Origin of the sequence: Rhodopseudomonas pseudopalustris (assembly GCF_900110435.1) — a bacterium.
GTDB lineage: Bacteria > Pseudomonadota > Alphaproteobacteria > Rhizobiales > Xanthobacteraceae > Rhodopseudomonas > Rhodopseudomonas pseudopalustris.
In genome coordinates, this window is sequence record NZ_FODT01000007.1 from 256,639 (window position 1) to 274,511 (window position 17,873).

The 17,873-nt window shown below is 66.2% G+C and carries 15 protein-coding genes; 5 read left to right on the forward strand and 10 right to left on the reverse strand.

The features are described 5' to 3' along the window. Nucleotides 1–147 precede the first annotated feature (147 nt). Nucleotides 148–1,176 carry an NAD(P)/FAD-dependent oxidoreductase gene (locus BMY71_RS15560; RefSeq protein ID WP_011502066.1) on the forward strand — a complete coding sequence of 343 codons (1,029 nt, stop codon included), beginning with the start codon at nucleotides 148–150 and terminating at the stop codon, nucleotides 1,174–1,176. Between the two features lie 207 nt (nucleotides 1,177–1,383). On the opposite strand, the gene BMY71_RS15565 is transcribed toward BMY71_RS15560, so the two are convergent. From BMY71_RS15565 to BMY71_RS15575, 3 genes are all read right to left on the reverse strand, one after another. Then, nucleotides 1,384–2,364: an NAD-dependent epimerase/dehydratase family protein gene (locus BMY71_RS15565; protein WP_092684911.1), complete on the reverse strand. Its 981-nt coding sequence runs from the start codon at nucleotides 2,362–2,364 to the stop codon at nucleotides 1,384–1,386. Further along, the gene (gene gmd / locus BMY71_RS15570) at nucleotides 2,364–3,350 is read right to left on the reverse strand and encodes a GDP-mannose 4,6-dehydratase (protein ID WP_092684913.1); all 987 of its coding nucleotides are present in this window, start codon (nucleotides 3,348–3,350) and stop codon (nucleotides 2,364–2,366) included. The genes BMY71_RS15565 and gmd overlap by 1 nt, the downstream gene beginning before the upstream one ends. A gap of 200 nt (nucleotides 3,351–3,550) precedes the next feature. Continuing rightward, nucleotides 3,551–4,627 carry a glycosyltransferase gene (locus BMY71_RS15575; RefSeq protein WP_244526072.1) on the reverse strand — a complete coding sequence of 359 codons (1,077 nt, stop codon included), beginning with the start codon at nucleotides 4,625–4,627 and terminating at the stop codon, nucleotides 3,551–3,553. 218 nt (nucleotides 4,628–4,845) lie between these two features. On the opposite strand from BMY71_RS15575, the gene BMY71_RS15580 reads away from it, so the two are divergent. Continuing rightward, nucleotides 4,846–6,198: a glycosyltransferase family 4 protein gene (locus BMY71_RS15580; RefSeq protein ID WP_092684917.1), complete on the forward strand. Its 1,353-nt coding sequence runs from the start codon at nucleotides 4,846–4,848 to the stop codon at nucleotides 6,196–6,198. Nucleotides 6,199–6,399: 201 nt separating this feature from the next. Next, entirely contained in the window at nucleotides 6,400–7,056 is a 657-nt protein-coding gene (locus BMY71_RS15585; protein WP_092684919.1) for a DUF2147 domain-containing protein, read from the forward strand. 115 nt (nucleotides 7,057–7,171) lie between these two features. Here BMY71_RS15585 and BMY71_RS15590 read toward each other — a convergent pair whose 3' ends face one another. From BMY71_RS15590 to BMY71_RS15605, 4 genes are all read right to left on the reverse strand, one after another. Continuing rightward, entirely contained in the window at nucleotides 7,172–9,781 is a 2,610-nt protein-coding gene (locus tag BMY71_RS15590; RefSeq protein WP_092684921.1) for a patatin-like phospholipase family protein, read from the reverse strand. Nucleotides 9,782–9,799: 18 nt separating this feature from the next. Beyond that, a complete protein-coding gene (locus BMY71_RS15595) occupies nucleotides 9,800–10,621 on the reverse strand; it encodes a hypothetical protein (protein ID WP_011502074.1) in 822 nt (273 codons plus the stop codon). A gap of 426 nt (nucleotides 10,622–11,047) precedes the next feature. Continuing rightward, entirely contained in the window at nucleotides 11,048–13,051 is a 2,004-nt protein-coding gene (locus BMY71_RS15600; protein ID WP_092684923.1) for an SGNH/GDSL hydrolase family protein, read from the reverse strand. A gap of 76 nt (nucleotides 13,052–13,127) precedes the next feature. After that, on the reverse strand, nucleotides 13,128–14,189 hold the full coding sequence (locus tag BMY71_RS15605) for a putative bifunctional lysylphosphatidylglycerol flippase/synthetase (protein ID WP_011502077.1): 1,062 nt from the start codon (nucleotides 14,187–14,189) through the stop codon (nucleotides 13,128–13,130). A gap of 395 nt (nucleotides 14,190–14,584) precedes the next feature. Between BMY71_RS15605 and BMY71_RS15610 the strand changes: the two genes are divergently transcribed. Continuing rightward, nucleotides 14,585–15,091 carry a YciE/YciF ferroxidase family protein gene (locus BMY71_RS15610; RefSeq protein WP_092684925.1) on the forward strand — a complete coding sequence of 169 codons (507 nt, stop codon included), beginning with the start codon at nucleotides 14,585–14,587 and terminating at the stop codon, nucleotides 15,089–15,091. 205 nt (nucleotides 15,092–15,296) lie between these two features. On the opposite strand, the gene BMY71_RS15615 is transcribed toward BMY71_RS15610, so the two are convergent. Further along, nucleotides 15,297–15,737 (reverse strand): hypothetical protein, encoded by a 441-nt coding sequence (locus tag BMY71_RS15615; protein ID WP_011502079.1) that lies wholly within the window; start codon nucleotides 15,735–15,737, stop codon nucleotides 15,297–15,299. Nucleotides 15,738–15,885: 148 nt separating this feature from the next. Between BMY71_RS15615 and BMY71_RS15620 the strand changes: the two genes are divergently transcribed. Continuing rightward, on the forward strand, nucleotides 15,886–16,503 hold the full coding sequence (locus BMY71_RS15620) for a hypothetical protein (RefSeq protein ID WP_092684927.1): 618 nt from the start codon (nucleotides 15,886–15,888) through the stop codon (nucleotides 16,501–16,503). A gap of 147 nt (nucleotides 16,504–16,650) precedes the next feature. Here the strand turns inward: BMY71_RS15620 and BMY71_RS15625 are convergent, their stop codons facing one another. Both BMY71_RS15625 and BMY71_RS15630 read right to left on the reverse strand, forming a co-directional pair. Beyond that, nucleotides 16,651–17,082, reverse strand: a complete 432-nt coding sequence (locus tag BMY71_RS15625) for a universal stress protein (RefSeq protein WP_092684929.1) — start codon at nucleotides 17,080–17,082, stop codon at nucleotides 16,651–16,653. Nucleotides 17,083–17,282: 200 nt separating this feature from the next. Next, on the reverse strand, nucleotides 17,283–17,813 hold the full coding sequence (locus BMY71_RS15630) for a SixA phosphatase family protein (protein ID WP_011502082.1): 531 nt from the start codon (nucleotides 17,811–17,813) through the stop codon (nucleotides 17,283–17,285). Between the last annotated feature and the right edge of the window lie 60 nt (nucleotides 17,814–17,873).

The following is a 17,873-nucleotide window of genomic DNA, read 5'->3' on the forward strand; positions in this document are numbered from 1 at the left end:
GGCTTTTATGATCCATTGAGCGCAATTCTTGAGCTAGAACAAGGTGCCACCGCCTTTTTATGGCTTTTCTCCCCCGCCGGGCTTGGCTACACAATCCGCGGCCGGACCGCCCGCGTCCGAAAATCTTCAACCCGAAAAGAATCAACGATGACCGAAGCGATCAAAACCGATGTGCTGATTGTTGGCGCGGGTCCGTGCGGACTGTTCGCCGTGTTCGAGCTGGGCCTTCTCGATATCAAGGTTCATCTCGTCGATATTCTCGACAAGGTCGGCGGCCAATGCGCCGAGCTGTATCCGGAAAAGCCGATCTACGACATTCCCGGCATTCCGATGATCACCGGCCACGGTCTGACCGAAAGCCTGATGGAGCAGATCAAGCCGTTCAACCCGACCATCCATCTCAACGAGATGATCGAGAGCGTCGAGAAGATCGGCGACCCCGAATTCCGCGTCATCACCAACGCCGGCACGGTGTTCGAATGCAAGGTGCTGGTCGTCGCCGCGGGCGGCGGTTCGTTCCAGCCGAAGCGGCCGCCGGTGCCGGGCGTCGAGGCCTATGAAGGCAAGTCGGTGCACTACGCGGTCCGCAAGATGGAAGAATTCCGCGGCAAGGACATCGTCATCGTCGGCGGCGGCGACAGCGCGCTGGACTGGACGCTGAACCTCAACCCGATCTGCAAGAGCATGACGCTGGTGCATCGCCGCGACGATTTCCGCGGCGCGCCGCACAGCGTCGAGCAGATGCGCCAGCTGGTGGCGTCCGGCAAGCTCGATCTCAAGATCGGCCAGATCACCGAGCTGCAGGGCGACAACGGTCAGCTGTCCGGCGCGACGATCAAGCTCAACGACAACAGCGTGGCGCAGATCAAGTGCGATGCGATGCTGCCGTTCTTCGGGCTGACGATGAAGCTCGGCCCGGTGGCGAATTGGGGCCTGCAGCTCGAGAACAATCTGATCCCGGTCGACACCGGCACGTTCGAGACCAACGTCCCCGGCATCTTCGCGATCGGCGACATCAACACCTATCCGGGCAAGCTGAAGCTGATCCTGTCGGGCTTCCACGAGGGCGCGCTGATGGCGCAGAAGGCCGTCAAATACGTCTATCCGGACAAGCGCGTCGTGTTCCAGTACACCACGTCATCGACCAATCTGCAGAAGAAGCTCGGCGTCAACTAGAGCTTTTCCGGTTCTGATAGAATCAGAACCGGAGCTCTAGCTTTTCGTTCTGACGCGTTTTCTTCACGCGAACCGGTACCCACTTCGCTCGAAAACGCGATAGCGCCGCGTTCGCTGGAGGGACAATGATCCCGCCGGCGAATGCAGTTTGAGTTTGCAAATTCAGGGCGCGCCGACCGGCGCGCCCTTTTTTGTGACCTGGCGGTGTTACTCCGCCCGCCGTCCGATCCGCGCGCGCTGATCGTTCAGGACGTCGGCGATGGTGGTGGCGAAGTCGATGGTCGGTTTCCAGTCGAGCAGCGTGCGGGCGCGGGTCGCATCGCCGACGATGATGTCGGCGGGGTCGGCGCGGTCGCGCGCCGGATCGCGCTGCACGTCGATCGGCTCCGGCGTCAGCGCCAGCAATTGCTGCAGGATGTCGCCGATCCGGCGCGGGAGGCCGGAGGCGACGTTGAGGATCAGGCCGGGCTCCAGCAGCTCGCTGCGGGCGATCGCCTCGACATAGGCGGCGGCGACGTCGCGGACGTCGAGAAAGTCGCGCTGGCCGTCGAGATTGCCGACCCGCAGCAGCGGCGGCGCGACACCGGCCTCGATCTGGGCGATCTGCCGGGCGAAAGCCGGCACGACGAACGCGTCGGTCTGCCCGGGGCCGGTGTGGTTGAACGGCCGGAACCGGACGCAGCGCAGCCCCTTCGCGACCAGCGCGCCGAGCGCGAGATCGGCCGCGGCTTTCGATGCGCCGTAGTCGTCGCGCGGCGCCAGCACGGTCTGCTCGGTCGCGGGCCGGTCCGACGCGGTTCGGCCATAAGCGAGGCCCGATCCGATATGCACCAGAACGCAGGCCGGGGCGGCGGCCAGGATGGCGTGGCCGAGATTGCGCGGGCCGTCGAGATGCACGCGCCAACCCAGCGCCGGATCGGCATTGGCGGCCGCGGGGGCGGCGAGCGCCGCCAGATTGACGAGGTGGGTGGGCTGCAGGTCGCCGATCGTCGCCTCGACCGCGGCGCGATCGGTGACGTCGAGAGCCTTGATCGCGCCGAGGACGGCGTCGTCGCCGGCATCCAGCGCAGTCGCGGTGAGTTCGGCGCGATCGCCGAAGCGTTGCCGGATCGCCGCCGCCAGATGCGGCCCGACGAAGCCGGTGGCGCCGGTGATCAGGATCCGCAGCGGCGCCGAGGCGCTCGCCATCAGGCGCGCCCGCCGGCCGTCAGCCGGGCGAGGTCGGCCTCGACCATTTCCTCGATCAGTCTCTCGAGCGGCGTTTCGAACTGCCATCCGAGCTTCTGCTTCGCCTTCGAGGCGTCGCCCTTCAGGACGTCGACCTCGGCCGGCCGCAAGAAACGCGGGTCGGTGACGACATGATCGTTCATGTCGAGGCCGACGCAGGCGAACGCCATCTCACAGAATTCGCGGACCGACGCGGCGCGGCCGGTCGCGATCACGTAGTCGTCAGGCTTGTCCTGCTGCAGCATCAGCCACATCGCCCGGGTGTAATCGCGGGCATGGCCCCAGTCGCGCTTGGCGTCGAGATTGCCGAGCACGAGCTGCTGCTGGAGGCCGAGCTTGATCCGCGCGACGCCGTCGGTGATCTTGCGGGTCACAAACTCGATGCCGCGGAGCGGCGACTCGTGGTTGAACAGGATGCCGCATGAGGCGTGCATCCCGAAACTCTCGCGGTAGTTGATCGTCATCCAATGCGCGTAGAGCTTCGCCGCGGCGTAAGGCGAGCGCGGATAGAACGGCGTGGTCTCCGACTGCACCGGCTCCTGGATCATGCCGAACATTTCCGATGACGACGCCTGATAGAACCGCGCCTCCGGACAGGCCGTCCGAACCGCCTCGAGCGCATTGACGGCGCCGAGGCCGGTGACGGTGCCGGTCAGCAGCGGCTGTTGCCAGGACGATTTGACGAAGGACTGCGCCGCGAGATTGTAGACCTCGTGCGGGCGAACATCGCCGAGCACACGGATCAGGCTGGAAAGGTCGGTCAGATTGCCGTCGTGCAGCGTCACGCGGTCGGCGACGCCGAGCCATTTCAGCCGGCTCACCATGCCGTCCGCAGAGGCGCTGCGGCGAAGCAGGCCGTGCACGGCGTAGCCTTGTTCGAGCAGCAGGCTGGCAAGGTAGGCGCCGTCCTGGCCGGTGATTCCCGTGATGAACGCAATCTTGCTCATGGTCCGTTCGATTTCATCCCATTGACGTGGTGAGGCGACTATACCCGCTTAGAGCTTTTTCGGTTCTGATTGAATCAGAACCGAAGCTCTCACTTGATGTTCTGAGGCGTTTTCTTGACGCAAACCGGTATCCACTTCGCTCGAAAACGCTATCGGCGGTCGGCACCACCTGCATCGCGCATCGCGCCGTCGCGATGAGCTTAACCCTTCAGCATCAGCTTGATCGCCTTGGCCGGTCCGAGCCGCAGCAGCAGCGCCAGCAGCGAGGCGCGCGAGACGCCGGGCAGCTTGCGATCGCCGTTCAGCAAGTTCAGGACGGCGGCTTGTGCGAACTTCCGTTCGCCGGCGGTCAGCGTCGCGAGCTGCGAGGTGATTGCCGCGAGGTCGATCGCCGACGCCGGCGCCGCCCGCGCCAGCTCGGGATCGGCGAGTTCGAGCATCCGGAACAGCCGCGAGCTGTCGCGTTCGAACGGGCCGGGGGCCGGGTCGTGCCAGTCCGGCGGCGCAGCGAGTGCGGCGGAAGGATCGGGACGGCCGCCACGGCGGGCGGCGCTGGCGAGTTTGGCGAGGCGGGCGGAATAGATCTGACGCAGCTCGCGCGTGCGCGTGACACTGCCGCCGTGCTCGCGATAGCGGATCAGCACGTCGGGCAGAATTGCGATCTCGCCTGCATCGGCGAGGCGCAGCCAGAAGTCATAGTCCTCGCCGGCCTCGAAGGCGGAGCGATAGCCGCCGACGCGCCGCGCGGCGTCGGCGCGAACCATCACCGTCGGGTGGATGAAGGGGCTTTTCCTCGCCAGCGTCTCGCGCAAGCCGCTCGGGTTCGGCCGCATTTGCTTGCCGCGCGATGCGCCGTTTTCATCGATGATCTCGGCCCAGCCGCCGAGTAGCACGACGTCCGGGTGGGCGTGCAGATAATCGCATTGCCGCGCCAGCCGATCGGGCAGCGCGATGTCGTCGGCATCCAGCCGGGCGATCAGCGGCGCGCGCGCTTGCGCAAGCCCGCGATTGAGCGCGGCGACCAGGCCCTCCCGCTCCTGCCGCAGCGCGATCACACGCGGGTCGCGGGCGCGGACTTCATCAAGGAGCGCCGGCGTCGCGTCGGTCGAGCCGTCGTCGATCACCACGAGTTCGAGATCGGACAATGTCTGCGTCAGTACGCTGTCGATCGCTTCGCGCAGCCAGCGCTGGCCGTCGCGAACCGGCAGGATCACAGATACTTGTGGCGGCCTGTCGGGCGGCACGTCGTCCTCGCTCAAATCGTGCACCCGGAGCATCGCGTGCATCCGAGCATAGACCGCGCCCGCCGCCGCTTTGCAAGCCGGCCGCGGCGGGGCTGGACCGCCCGGCCTCCGCGGCGAAATTGCGGCCGTCAACCAGCAGTTGCCATTGACGCTGCGAAGCCGGACCCGCTAGACCCCTTCGCAGCCTCAACCGCTGATTTGCAGGATCACACCGTTCCGCACGCTTGTTTTCAGCCCGGCCGCGAGGCGCGATGACCAAAGTGACGGACACCCCCTTGGCGCAGCCCCCCGACACACAAGCCTCTCGGTCTCAACCCTGGCTGTGGATGGACGTGTCGACCAGCTTTCGCTCGCGCTCCGGCCAGATGAACGGCACGCTGCGGGTCGAGCAGAGCATGGCGACGGCGCTGTCCGAACTGATGGCGCCGCAGCTCCGGTTCTGCCGCTACGATCCGCTGCGGCGGGACTACGTGCCGCTCGCCAATGCGCCGGATCTCGGCGGCAAGCCGGTCGCCGCCGCACCGAAGCAGAAGCGCACGACGCCGCTGTCGTCGATCAAGCCGCTCGGCAAGAAAATCGAACGTGCGATCCGAACGTCAGTACGTAGCGCCGCGGCGCCGTTGTTGCAGAAGATATCAGGCAGCAATGGACTGCCGCTGATCGGCGGCGCCGACAGCAGGGAGGTTCTGCTGCTCGCCGGCGAAAACTGGTCGCGGGTGGACTACGCCGCGGTGGCGCGGATGCGCCGCGAACGCGGCACCAAGGTCGCCGCGGTGTGCCAGGATTTCATCCCGGTGATGGCGCCGCAATTCTTCGCCGACGGCGATTTCGTCACGATGTTCGACGCCTATGCGCAATTCCTGATCCGCGAATGCGACCTGATCATCTCGATCTCGCAATCGACCAGCGCCGATGTGATGGCCTATGCGCAGCGCCATGGCGGCCTGCGCGGCGCAATCGAGCTGGTGCATCTGGGGGCTGATCTGGCCGCGCCTGAAGCCGGGCGGCGGCCGCAGGCGCTCAGCGACGCGCAGGCCAAGCGCTTCGTGATCAGCGTCTCGAGCATTCAGTCGCGCAAGAATTTCGACCTGCTGTATCACCTCTGGCGACGCCTGACCGAGCAGGGCACCCCGGACCTGCCGACGCTGGTGCTGGTCGGCCAACCCGGCTTCGGCAGTTCGGACCTGTTGTGGCAGATCGCGCATGATCCGGTCACCGCGTCCTCGATCGTGCATTTGCCGCGCGCCGGCGACGAGGAGCTGGCGTGGCTTTACCGGCACTGCGCGTTCACGCTGTATCCCTCGTTTTACGAAGGCTGGGGACTGCCGGTATCGGAGAGTCTGGCGTTCGGAAAATATTGTCTTGCATCGAACACGTCATCGCTGCCGGAGGCCGGAGCGGGGCTGGCCGGCCACCTCGATCCGCTGGATTTCGCCGCCTGGCGCGAAGCGGTGCTTGACCTGATCCGCGCACCTGATCAACTTGCGCAGCACGAGGCGGCGATCCGGCAGAACTATCGCCCGGTGACCTGGGCGCAATCGGCGCATCGGCTGGCGGAGGTGTTGCGCAGCCTGTCGGCCGCGCCGGCCGCGTCGAAGAGTTAGGAGTACCATGGTCGCGCGCACGACAAAGACGGGAGCTGATCAGCGACTGATTGCTGCGCGATCGAGGCTGCGCGTCCGCCCTGCGGGGGGCCGGGATCGTGCCGCTACGAAGTTCCCCTCCGGTTGGTGATTAGCATCGCCGCTGGATTGCCATACCGTTCCGCCATAATATCGTCCCATCGCGATGTTTCAGGTGTTGCCATGAATACACATCGATCGATCCGCTTGTTTGCAATGGCGGCCGCCGCCGTCGTTTCATTCCTGATGTCTGCGCCGGCCCCGGTCGCCGCGGCAGAACCGACCGCCGTCGGGCTCTGGCAACGCACCGACAACGGCAAGCCCACTGGCAAGCCGGTGGTCTGGGTGCTGATGCTCGACCGCGGCAACAACATGTACGAAGGCGTCGTCGCCAAGTCGTTTGCGCAGCCCGGCCAGCCCAACCTGACGGTGTGCGAGGAGTGCGAGGACGACCGCAAAGGTCAGCCGATCCTCGGCATTTCTCTGATCCGCGACATGAAGCGGAAGGGCCGGGTCTATGAGGGCGGCAACATCCTCGATCCGCGCAATGGCGACGTCTGGAAGGCGATGCTGACGGTCAGCCCCGACGGCCAGGATCTGACGCTGCGCGGCTATTTGCTGACGCCGGCGCTCGGCCAGGACGAGACCTGGCAGCGGCTGCCCGATACGGCGATCGCCCAGATCGATCCAGTGATCGTCGCCAAGTTCATGCCGGAACAGGCCGCGGCGCTCGCCGCCAAGCCGGGCGCCACCGCCGGCAAGCCGAAGGCTGCTACCCCGACCCCGGCGACTGCCCCGATGCAGAAGGGCGGCATGATGGCGCCCGCGCCCGCGAAGTAATCGAGCGTCTGAAGCCGGCCGCATGGACTGTCGGCGCAGGCCGCTTCGTGCATGAAAAAGCTGTCGGTCGGGAAGCCGGATCAGCAGCCGCGTCGTGTGAATTGAAGCGGCGTGATTACGTGCCCGGTTTCCAATCTTGGTATCGCTTCAGCAATTCGGCCGGATTGTCGAAATTGGTCGCGAGGTCGAGCGTCGTCGCCATGATCGAACAGCTGTTCCGGCCGAGATCGCGATAGGCCTGGAACTGGTCGGGATCGAAGAACTGATCCACCGTGGTCTGATGCGGAAAGTCGGCATTGATCGCGCGATAACCGAGTGTGGCGAAATCCAGCCCCTGGACGATGGTCGATTTCATGTAGATCAGGAGGCCGGTCTTGGCCGGACTGGCGCCGTCCTTGGCTGGACCGGCGCCATCCTTGGCCGGATAGTCGATTTCCGCCACCAGGAAGGGCGATTTCGCCAACGCCAGGCCGTGCGGGTATTTGTCCTTGGTCTCCTCACCGAGAAAGACCTCGGGACCTTTGCCGGGCAGGAAGCGGATGACGGTCTTGAAGTCCTCCTTGATGCGATTGCTGGATGAGACCAGCGCGGACAGGTTGATCTGTTTGTCCTGTTCGGCGTCGACCACGATGATCAGATCGAGCCTGCGTCGCACGAGCTCGTAAAGACCCAGATTCTCGAAATGGCCGCCGTCGGAGAGTTCGAGAAACCTGGCCTTGCGGTGATGACCGAAACCGAGAATGCCCGAGGTCAGACCGGGCCTGAAATAGGTCGGCACCCTGGCCCGTCGTGACCTTGATGATGACGTCGTCTGCGCCAGCTTCCACGGATTGGTCACCCACAATCCCAGCCGGATGTTGAGGATCGACATCACCGCGGACAGAAAGCGGTCGCGCGTCACACCGGTGCCGATGTAGCCGGCATTGGCGTTGGCGGCCGCGCCGGACGCCGCCATCGCGGAGGCCAGCGTGAGCGGGCCCTGCAGCCGCAGATAATCGGAGGTCCGCATCCATCCGGTCGCGGCCGATCCAATGATCGCCGGCGAGATCAGGAAGTTGTCGCCGCCGCGCAGCGCGATCTTGGGATTGTCGTCTTCGTTGACCATGATCGCGTGTGCGTTGACGAGGTGATAGGGCCGGTCGCCGCGCTCCTCCGCGCCGCGGAGGACGTTGGCGACGGTGAGCGTGTCTGCGATATCGCTCTCGCGCGCGGCGCCCTTGTCGACCGCATCGGTCATCGGCATGAAGGTTTCCATCAGCCGGTCGCGATAGAAGCGGTGCAGGCCGGTGGCGTTGATGCTGCCGAACATGCCGACGAGGATCGCAAGCAGGAACAGCACCAGGCAGGCGATCAGCACCCACTGGCTGATCTCGCCCTGGAACAGGATCCGAGCGATCACGAACGAGAACAGCAGCAAACCGGACATGAACAGCAGCGAGCCGGCCACGGCAAGCAGTTGGCCGGGGATGCCCGGAATGATGCCCTTGGCTTTGACGTAGTATCCATACAGCGCGGTCGCGACGCCGCTCAACAGGGCGATCACGCTGCCGATCGGACCGAGGGCAAACAGCAGGGCTGGCCCGCTCGGGTCCGGTTTCAGGCTGCCGACGATGATCGGCAATGCGCCGATGAAGGTGAGGGCGACGGCGTTGGGAACGAGGTAGTTCGAGAGCCTTTCGAAGGTCCGTCGCAGGAAATAGCCGCGATTGGACGGGCTGAAGAATTCGGCCCAAGCGAACATCCACGCGCCGCCGACGCCGAGAAACTCCAGCGCGATCTGCGCGCCGATCCCGGGCTGCGGCGGGTAGAGCCGGCCGAACAGCGTTGCAGCATGGACGAGCAGCGCGAGGCCCCCCAAAGTCGTGATGGCGATCAGGCTATAGCTACGCCGTCCGGCGGGCGCACCGGTTGCAGGCGGGATCATCCGGCTGAGAAACGCGAACAGCACGGTTCCGGCGAAGAAAGCGATTCCAATGACGGCGGCGACCGTGAGCAGCACCTTGAACGACGGCCGGCAGCCGAGCGCCGCCACTCCCGTTGCTTCCTGGCAGGTCTTTGCGAGTTCGCCGTTGATCTGAGCGCCCGACCACCAATGATCGAGGGCTTCGACTCCCAGGAAGAGTGCGACCAGCAGCGGCATCCAGACCGCAAGGCTGAGCAGCACCGTGCGCAGCACCGCCATGATCAGGCCTGCGAATCCGATGCCGTCGCCCGAGGTGAGGTACGAGCCGTGCTGCCGCAGGAAAGTGAGATTGCGTGCCGCAGCCTCCTGCAGCGGCGGCGGATTCTCCATCGCGCTTTGAAACGGAAAGCTGGCGGAGTCGGCGCCGAAGCGGGGAATGTCCGGCTTCGGATCTTTGGCCAGCGCGGTTTCGGCCTCCACCCGGCGTTGGCACCAGAACCAGGATAATGCCGAGCCGATATAGCCGCCGCCGGAGACGGTCGACATGTAGTGCATACGTTGCAGGAGGCTACGCGAGGCCAGCCCTTCGAGCACCCCGAGCGCCACCGTCGCGGCGCGGACGCCGCCGCCGGACAGCGCCAGCCCGGCACGATAGGTCGGCCTTTGCTTCGGCCAGAGGAAGGTCTCTTCCTCGGCCAGCATGTCATGTTCGTTTAGTAACAGTGTCGTGGCTGATCCGCCGGCCACCGCGGCAGCAGTCTTCTGCGCCGTTTCGCCAGGGATGCGCTCGTTGCGCGCCGTCGCTTCCGCCCCGCCCGCCATCGCAGGTCCTCCACTGCGTCAGCGCGGCCACGCCCATGATTGCTCCTCGGTGCGGAACAGGCCGAACCGGCGTTCGAGGTCATTGATGCGGATGAAGCCGCCCGGCTTCAGCACCGAATCGAACACCACGCAGGCGAGACCGGCAGCGTCCGCGACGTAGCGCTTGATCGTGACCTGTCGCTCCGCCAGGGGTTCGGCATAGGCCGCGCCGAAGCCGAACTGCGCCCAGAAACGGCTGCTCTGGCCCGTCCTGACGACGTCCGGGTTGAATGAAAAGTCCGAACGATTGCTCCGCCGCCGCGACGCGAAGTAGGAATCCGGCGTGGCGTCGTCCGAGGGTTTGCAGCCGCCGTTCCGCGCCAGATAGCTCACGTGGAAGGTCTTCAGCGTGTCGCCGTCCGTCTCGTCGGCGACCTCGCTGTAGTCGTGGTAGTAATCATAGGACCTTATTCGCACGGTCTTACCGGAGGGAAAGGCCGGGTAGGACTCACATCGCTCCGCGTCGCGGAGACGCTCATAGTTGTCCCGCACGAGCGCAACGCGCCCGGTGTTGGTGGCCTGCGGGCCTTCGATGCCGGTCTTAATGAGCAGGATGCCGCGGCGAGCGCTTTTCAGGCCGGGTTCGTTCGCCACATAGGCGAAGGTCACCCGCCGGGCGCGGCCGTCCGCCACCTCCGGCGTCAGCTCGGAGACCGGCCGCCAGCCGCCGTTCTTGCGAAACAGCCAGCTCCCATCGGCCAGCGAAGCCGCGCCGTCGATCTGGTTGCAATTGGCCAAGACAGTGGTCGCGGATGCGACGATGATCAGGAACGTAACGGACAGCGTCTTCCGAATGCTCATGATGGCTTCCTCCATTGTCGGTGCGTCGTGCGCACCGCGGGGAAACGGCAATTACGTTTCGTTCAATCCTGTTGGTGATCGGCTCGTCGTTAATATGCTTGTCAACAATCTGTCGGCGTCTTCAGATGGCCTGCATCATCGGCTTCAGGCGTGTCTGCGGCAGACCGCAATTCGCCTGCACTCGCGGACCGCCGCAAACGCGGCTTCACTCCTAGTCAACTACATGGTCAATTCGCGTGCTGCTGCGCACAATCGAGCAACGGCGCGAACCGTGAAGCGCACAAAGCATAGCACCATTGCGAGGGCTGTCCATCGCGATGGTGCGCGCGCGCTCACAGCGCCCGGTTTGGTAAGCGCAATGAGCGATCCGCGTTCACGATAAGCGTCGTCGACTGGTGAGCGTCATCCGACGCGGCGAGGGGCGCCTCAGCGCACCGCACCGCCGGGCGGCGGCAATGGCTGGCTGGTGACGTCGGGGCCGGACTGCAGCGACAGCACCGCCTCGGCCGCGGGGACGGCGGCGTCGGCCATCGCGGCGTGGCCTTCGGCGGAGGGATGGATCGCGCCGCCATACACGGCGGACACCACGCCCCAGGTGGCGTCGTGGATGTCGGCGGGCTGGATCGCGGCAGGCAGGCCTTGCGGAAAGGTCATCGCCGCGAAGTAACTGTCGTTGGCGTCGCGGATCCAGCGGGCGCGCGGCAGGTAGGCGCGGAAGTTGCTGGCGCCGGCGCCACAGGTCATCGGCGAGCTGCCCGCGGTGACGATGTCGGCATTGAAGCTGTCGCCGCTCGGCGAGAAGCAGGCGCGGTCGAACTCCGGATCGGTCTCGGCGCGGGCGCAGAAGCCGTGATTGGCGAAGCTGCGCTGATGCGCGTCGACGAAGGTCATGGCGTCGGCGGACGGATCGCGGCACAGCACGCCGCCGCTGCATTGCGCGAGGTCTTTCAGGCGCGGCAGGAATTCGTTGTCGACGAAGGAGGCGACCGTCGCCAGCCGGTTCGGGTCGGCGTTGAACGAGGGGTGGATGTCGAAGCCGCCGCGGCCGCCGGGGCAGGGCACGCCGCGGCTCGCCAGCGCCGGATTGGCGTAGGTGACGTAGACGACGCGCGACATATCCTCGACCAGCCCCTTCAGCGCCTCGCGCATCCGCGCGAAGTTCTGCGGCAATTGCCGCGCCAGCGCCGTGCGGGATTCATCGACCGCGCCGATCACGCCGGAGCGGCGGAAGATGCCGCGCTCGGTCGGGCTGTCGACGATGACGTCGGCGACGAGGCCGGAGAAGTTGATGTCGTTGGCGCCGACCGTCAGCAGCACCAGATCGAGCCCACGCTGCGGCTGGCGCTTGCGCGCGGCGGCGACGGCCTCGCGCAGTTCGGCGATCTGGCCATTGACGCTGCCCGGGCAGTTGGCGCCGGACTTGGTGCGGAAGCATTCGCGCGGACGCTGTGAGCCGAACAGGCCGTCCGGGATGGTGGCGCCGGTGCAAGCCAGCGGCAGATAGGTCACCGCGATATGCGGATGACGCGCCGCCAGCGCCAGCGCGGTGCGGGTCTGGTAGCTGTACAGCGAGCGGTGGCAGGCGGCGTTGAGCCAGGTCGCCGAATAGCGCTGCCAGTTCTGCAGCGTGTCCGGCGCCTCGCAGGCGCGGCCGCCTTTGAAGCCGGCGCGGCTCGGCCGGTAGAACTGGCCGGGGCCGGCGCCGATGCCGAGGCCGAGATAGGAGCGATAGCAGAAGCCGTCGTCGGACAGCGCGATCGGCCGGTCGGGATTGCCTTCGCCGGACGCGATCGAGTCGCCCATGCCGGCGATGAAGACGTCGCGCACCATGATCTCGGTCGAGGCGCGCTGTGGCGCCTCGGCGCCGCTGGTGACGTCGACGCTCGCGACCGTCGGCTTGCCGTAGCGGGCGCGGAAGTCGATCGGCTCGGCGCAGTCCTGCGTCGCGTTGCGCGGGTCGTCGCCGTCGTCGAAGGTCCAGGCGCAGATCGCGCCGACCGGGACCGCGCCGGCCAGCCGCACCGTGACCGGGTGCTCGGTCGGGGTCAGGTAGCTTTCCTTGACGCCGTCGCGGGTGCAGGGCTCGCTGACCCGGCCGGTGAGGTCGATGCACAGCCGGTTGACGACGTTGCGGGCCCAGCCGCGGCCCTCGCTCTGCTGCCCGAGCGCCTGCTCGGCGGCGAGCACTGTGATCCCGCGCAGCGCGTCGGCCTGCTCGCGGAAATCCCGCTCCTCGCGAAACAGCCGGAATCGGTTGCGGACCTCCCAGACGATCTGGATCGCGCCGTCGCTGACCGGGACGGCGGCGCCGGGCTGCGCAGCGGTAGGCGGAAGCGGCGCCTGGGCGTGCGCGGCGCCGGGCGCCAGCGCGCCGAGCGCGGCGGTCAACATGATGAGCGACGCCGTAAAACGGAACGGGAACGAGAACATGATCAAGATCGAGCCTTTGACACTTTGGGTCGAGCGCCCCTTATGGGGCAGGCTTCGGGCCGAAAAGCGGCGTGGCTCAAAGTTTCGAGGACGTCCGCCCGATCTGCCGGACCGGAGTGGCGGCCGTTACCGGGTGGCCGTTGCCGGCGCGCTTCTCGTGCCACGGCTTGACCACGCTCAGCCACAGCTCGCGTACCCCCAGGATCGAGATCGCGATCCCGAACGGCAGCAGGAAATACAGCACACGGTAGATCAGCAGCGTCGCGATGATGTCCTCGCGGGGGAACATCGGCAGCGCCACCAGCATCGCCGCATCGAACACACCGAGGCTGCCGGGTGCATGGCTGGCGAAGCCGAGCAGGGTGGCGAGGATGAACACCACCGCCAGCGACACGAAATCGATATAGGGCTCGGCCGGCATCAGCATGTACATCGCCAGCGCGCAGAAGCCGAGATCGACCACGCCGATCAGCACCTGCAGCAGCGTCAGCCGCGCCGACGGCAGCACCACCTTCCAGCCGTTCTGACCGAGCTCGCGGCGCTTCTTGCCGGTCGCCAGCCACAGGAAATAGGCCGCGATGCCGGTCAGGCAGGCGACGCCGATCAGCTGGTTGATGCTGTCGGGCAGCAAATCCATCGCGCTCGCCGCGGCCGGATGCCAGATCATGCCGATGCCGAGCACGAACAGATTGCCGAGCCAGAAGGTCAGGCCGGAGATGAAGCAGATCTTGGCGACGTCGATGGCGGAGAGGCCGTAGTCGGAATAGATCCGAAACCGGATCGCGCCGCCCGTGAACACCGTGGCGCCGAGATTGTGGCCGATGACATAGGAGGTGAAGCTCGACAGCGCCGCGATCCGGTACGGCACGTGCAGCTTGCCGATCGTACGCAGCGCGAAGAAATCGTAGAAGGTCAGCGTGCAGAACGCCCCGACCACGCACAGCGCGGCCATCCCGATCTGACCCGGGCTCTTCTCGGTCAGCGCGGTGAGGATGACGGCGCTATCGACTCCCTTGAGAGTGCGGAACAGCGACGTGATCGCAAAGCCGATGATCAGGACGCTCGCGACGATGCCGAGCCGTTTCCAGCCGACATAGGTCTTGAAGCCACGCCCCAGCGCGCTCAGCAATCGATGCATTCGTCCTCCCGGCGGGGCGGCAACGCGACGGGAGCCGCATGCAAAACGGCCTGGCACTCGGCACCCGACAAACTCATCCGCGCAATTCCTTAGGGCATAATCGCCCCGCGGCGCAATCCGGCTATCCGACAGAACAACGCATCCTTGGGACGGTCGACGTGGTTAGCCCTTGACGTAGCGCAAACCAGCCGTCAACCGCGGTCTGGCGGCCTCAGCAACGGACAGCGCTCGTCTGCGGCACCCTCCATATAGGCCGCGCGCGGCCTTGCGCCATCGGGCGGCAGCTTCCCGCGCAGGGAAAGGAACGCCTGCTCGGTCGGCTGGTTAACACCCAGTCAGGACGAGGCGGAAGCACGGTTGCGAGACCGTCCGCACCCAACCCGAGAGGAACCGCAATGGGTCTTTTTACCAAAGACATCAAGACGATGGACGATCTGTTCGTGCACCAGCTGCAGGACATTTATTACGCCGAGAAACAACTCGTGAAGGCGCTGCCGAAGATGGCCGACAAGGCCACCGACCCTGTTCTGAAGCAGGGTTTCATGACCCATCTCGAAGAGACCAAAGGCCATGTGAAGCGTCTGGAACAGGTGTTCGAGATGCATGGCGCGCAGGTGAAGGCGGTGGATTGTCCGGCGATCGACGGCATCATCGAGGAAGCCGAGGAGACCGCCGGCGAGGTCGCGGACAAGACGGTGCTGGACGCCGCGCTGATCAACGCCGCGCAGGCCGCCGAGCACTACGAGATCGTGCGTTACGGCAGCCTCGTGGCATGGGCGAAGCGGCTCGGCCGCAACGATTGCGCAGCCGTTTTGCAGAAGACGCTCGATGAGGAAAAGGCCACCGACAAGAAGCTGACTACGCTGGCCGAAACCTCGATCAACATCCGCGCCGCGGGCTGATCGGTCTTCTTTGGTATCAAGATGAGGCTAAAAGTCGCGCGAGAAATCGCGCGGCTTTTTTTTGTTTGCCCGGAGCCGGACGCGCCAGCGGAACACTTCGCGTAGGTTGTAGTCCGGAGTTACTATTGCGACAACTTGATGACAGATGACTGCTACGCGGTGCCGATCCTGCGCGATGGCCCGGGCGCGGCCGCCTGCTGCTGTCTCAGGCCCGGCGCAGCGCGAAGTATGCGCCGCAAAATGCCATCGCCGCGCCGAGCAGCAGCGTCGCCAGTCCCGAGACGACGCCCGCGGTGGTCGGGCCGGTGGAGGGCGCCGACGCCGCCTGTCCGGCGGCGGCGAGCACCAGCACGCCGATCGCGATCAGGAACTGGCGCATGCGCGGCGGGATCTGGCCGGCGACGGCGTGATCCATCAGGGTCGCGGTGAAGTAACCGCCGGCGAACCCGGCGGTCGCCACCAGCCACCACGCCAGCGCCGCGCGCGCCGGCATGAACTCGGCGAGGTCGCTGCGCCACAGCCCGCCGAGATCGAGCCCGAACCGCATCCCGAGCATATGCAGAGCCAACGCCAGCAGCACGCCGCTCACCAGCGCGCCGGCAAAGATCAAATGGCGGGGAAAATCGGTGGTTTCGGATTTCGGCATCGGGACTCGGTGTGGATCGGCAGGTTAATCCTAGGAAACCGCGGCGACGGCGGCAAGCGGGCGTCGGGCCCGCCTGGCGCAGGCCGCAAGTGGACCGCGCCATCGACGGGCTGCGACGCCGCATTGCATCCCGGCCTCAGCTGCGGCAATGACGCGGGAGCAGGGGGCAGCGAGAGTGGCACGAGCGGATCGGAATGCGGGCGCGGAGGCGGGGGCCTATGCCTTCAAGGCGTCGCTGATCGGCGCCGCGCAGCAATTCGAGCTGACCGATGACGGCCTCGTCTGGCGGATCGGCCCGAAATCCGGGCTGTGGCCCTATGCGACGATCGCGAAGGTGCGGCTCAGCTACCGGCCGGTGTCGATGCAGTCGCAGCGCTATCGCGCCGACCTCGAAGACGTCAGCGGCGCGCGGCTGCGCATCCTGTCCACCACCTGGCAGACCGTGGCGCTGATGGCGCCGCAGAACGACGCCTATCGCGGGTTCATCCTCGAGCTGCACCGGCGGATGCGCGACGCCGGCAGCCACGCCGAACTGATCGGAGGGCTGCGGCCGGGCATCCACACCGGCGCGCTGGTGCTGATCGCGCTGGTCGCGGCGGCGATGACCGGCCTGCTCGCGCGCGCGGTGGCGACCGGGAGCTGGGCAGGGGCGCTGTTCATCCTGGGCTTCGCCGGGCTGTTCGGCTGGCAGATCGGCGGCTTCATCCGCCGCAACCGCCCGCGGCTCTACAGCTTCGACGACGTGCCGAAGGATCTGCTGCCGTAGCGAGGGGCGCGATCAATGTCATTCCGGGGCGCGCCGTCAGGCGCGAACCCGGAATCCCGGGATGTCCATCGTCTTTCGCAACAACCTCTGGATTCCGGGTTCGCGCTGCGCGCGCCCCGGAATGACTCGTGATGTGTATGATGCCCGCTACTTGTTGTCCCGCACCACCAGCACCGAGCACGGCGCGTAGCGGACGACGTGGCCGGCGTTGGAACCGAGGAAGTAGCTGCGCATCGCCGGGCGATGCGAACTCATCACGATCAGGTCGGCCTTGATCGTCGCGACCTCCTCGATGATCTCGTGATAGATGCCGCCCTGGCGCACCTTGGTCGATCGCCGCGACGGCTCGATGCCGGAGTTCTGCGCCACCTCGGCGAGCGCGGCTTCGGCGTCGCGGCGCTGCTGCGCGTCGAAATCCGCGGGCACGTATTCGGCAAGCACCACCGGGGTGATCGAAATCACGTGCAGCAGCCGCACCGTGCCGTCGTAAGTCCGCGCCAGCGTCGCCGCGGTCTCGATCGCCGGTCGCGCCAGCGCGGTGTCGGCGAGATCGATCGGCACCAGAATGGATCTGAACATCGGCGGCCTCCCGCGACCGGACGGCGACAGGCGTCAGTATGGCGCAAAGGCGGCAGCGTTCCAATCGCGAAGAGGCGGCCCGTGCGGCGCCGGGCGCTGCGAGACTTCCGGTTCTGATCAAGTCAGAACCGGAGCTCTCACTTCTCGTTCTGACGCGTTTTCTTCACGCGAACTGGTAGCCACCTCGCTCGAAAACGCTGCTAACTCGCCTCGCGCAGGATCTTCGGGCTGACGAAGTGCTGCAGCTTGCCGGTGCCGAAGCAGGCGTCGGCCCAGTCGGCGATCGGGAAGTCGATCACCGCGACCGCGCTGGTCGGCATGCTGCCGGACAACAGCTTGCGGTCGCTGTCATTGCAGCGGCAGGTCAGGCCGAGCGCGAGTTCCTGAAGGCCCGGATTGTGCCCGACCAGCATCAGCTGATTGTTACCGGCGGAGACCTCGTGGATCGCATGCAGCAGTTGCGCCGCGCTGGCGCTGTACAATTCCGGCAGATGCTCGACCTGTGGCTCGGCGCCGGTCGGGAACAGATCGGCGAGAATGTCCCAGGTCTGGCGGGTCCGGGTCGCGGTCGAGACCAGCACCTGGTCCGGCACCAGCCGGTGCTCGGCCAGCCATTCGGCGATCGCCGCGGCATCGGTCCGGCCGCGATCGTCGAGCCGGCGGTCATGGTCCTTGCCGCTGGGTGCATCCGTTTCGGTCTTGGCGTGACGCAGCAAAATCAGTCGGCGCATGTATTCCTTCCGGCGGGCGCGAGCTTGCGGATTAATAGAGAAGCCCGGACAGGACAAGGT

Excerpts from the sequence above, each read along its gene's own strand:
- BMY71_RS15560 (WP_011502066.1), top strand. The coding sequence starts at position 148 with ATGACCGAAGCGATCAAAACCGATGTGCTGATTGTTGGCGCGGGTCCG.
- BMY71_RS15565 (WP_092684911.1), bottom strand. The coding sequence starts at position 2,364 with ATGGCGAGCGCCTCGGCGCCGCTGCGGATCCTGATCACCGGCGCCACC.
- gmd (WP_092684913.1), bottom strand. The coding sequence starts at position 3,350 with ATGAGCAAGATTGCGTTCATCACGGGAATCACCGGCCAGGACGGCGCC.
- BMY71_RS15575 (WP_244526072.1), bottom strand. The coding sequence starts at position 4,627 with ATGCTCCGGGTGCACGATTTGAGCGAGGACGACGTGCCGCCCGACAGG.
- BMY71_RS15580 (WP_092684917.1), top strand. The coding sequence starts at position 4,846 with ATGACCAAAGTGACGGACACCCCCTTGGCGCAGCCCCCCGACACACAA.
- BMY71_RS15585 (WP_092684919.1), top strand. The coding sequence starts at position 6,400 with ATGAATACACATCGATCGATCCGCTTGTTTGCAATGGCGGCCGCCGCC.
- BMY71_RS15590 (WP_092684921.1), bottom strand. The coding sequence starts at position 9,781 with ATGGCGGGCGGGGCGGAAGCGACGGCGCGCAACGAGCGCATCCCTGGC.
- BMY71_RS15595 (WP_011502074.1), bottom strand. The coding sequence starts at position 10,621 with ATGAGCATTCGGAAGACGCTGTCCGTTACGTTCCTGATCATCGTCGCA.
- BMY71_RS15600 (WP_092684923.1), bottom strand. The coding sequence starts at position 13,051 with ATGTTCTCGTTCCCGTTCCGTTTTACGGCGTCGCTCATCATGTTGACC.
- BMY71_RS15605 (WP_011502077.1), bottom strand. The coding sequence starts at position 14,189 with ATGCATCGATTGCTGAGCGCGCTGGGGCGTGGCTTCAAGACCTATGTC.
- BMY71_RS15610 (WP_092684925.1), top strand. The coding sequence starts at position 14,585 with ATGGGTCTTTTTACCAAAGACATCAAGACGATGGACGATCTGTTCGTG.
- BMY71_RS15615 (WP_011502079.1), bottom strand. The coding sequence starts at position 15,737 with ATGCCGAAATCCGAAACCACCGATTTTCCCCGCCATTTGATCTTTGCC.
- BMY71_RS15620 (WP_092684927.1), top strand. The coding sequence starts at position 15,886 with ATGACGCGGGAGCAGGGGGCAGCGAGAGTGGCACGAGCGGATCGGAAT.
- BMY71_RS15625 (WP_092684929.1), bottom strand. The coding sequence starts at position 17,082 with ATGTTCAGATCCATTCTGGTGCCGATCGATCTCGCCGACACCGCGCTG.
- BMY71_RS15630 (WP_011502082.1), bottom strand. The coding sequence starts at position 17,813 with ATGCGCCGACTGATTTTGCTGCGTCACGCCAAGACCGAAACGGATGCA.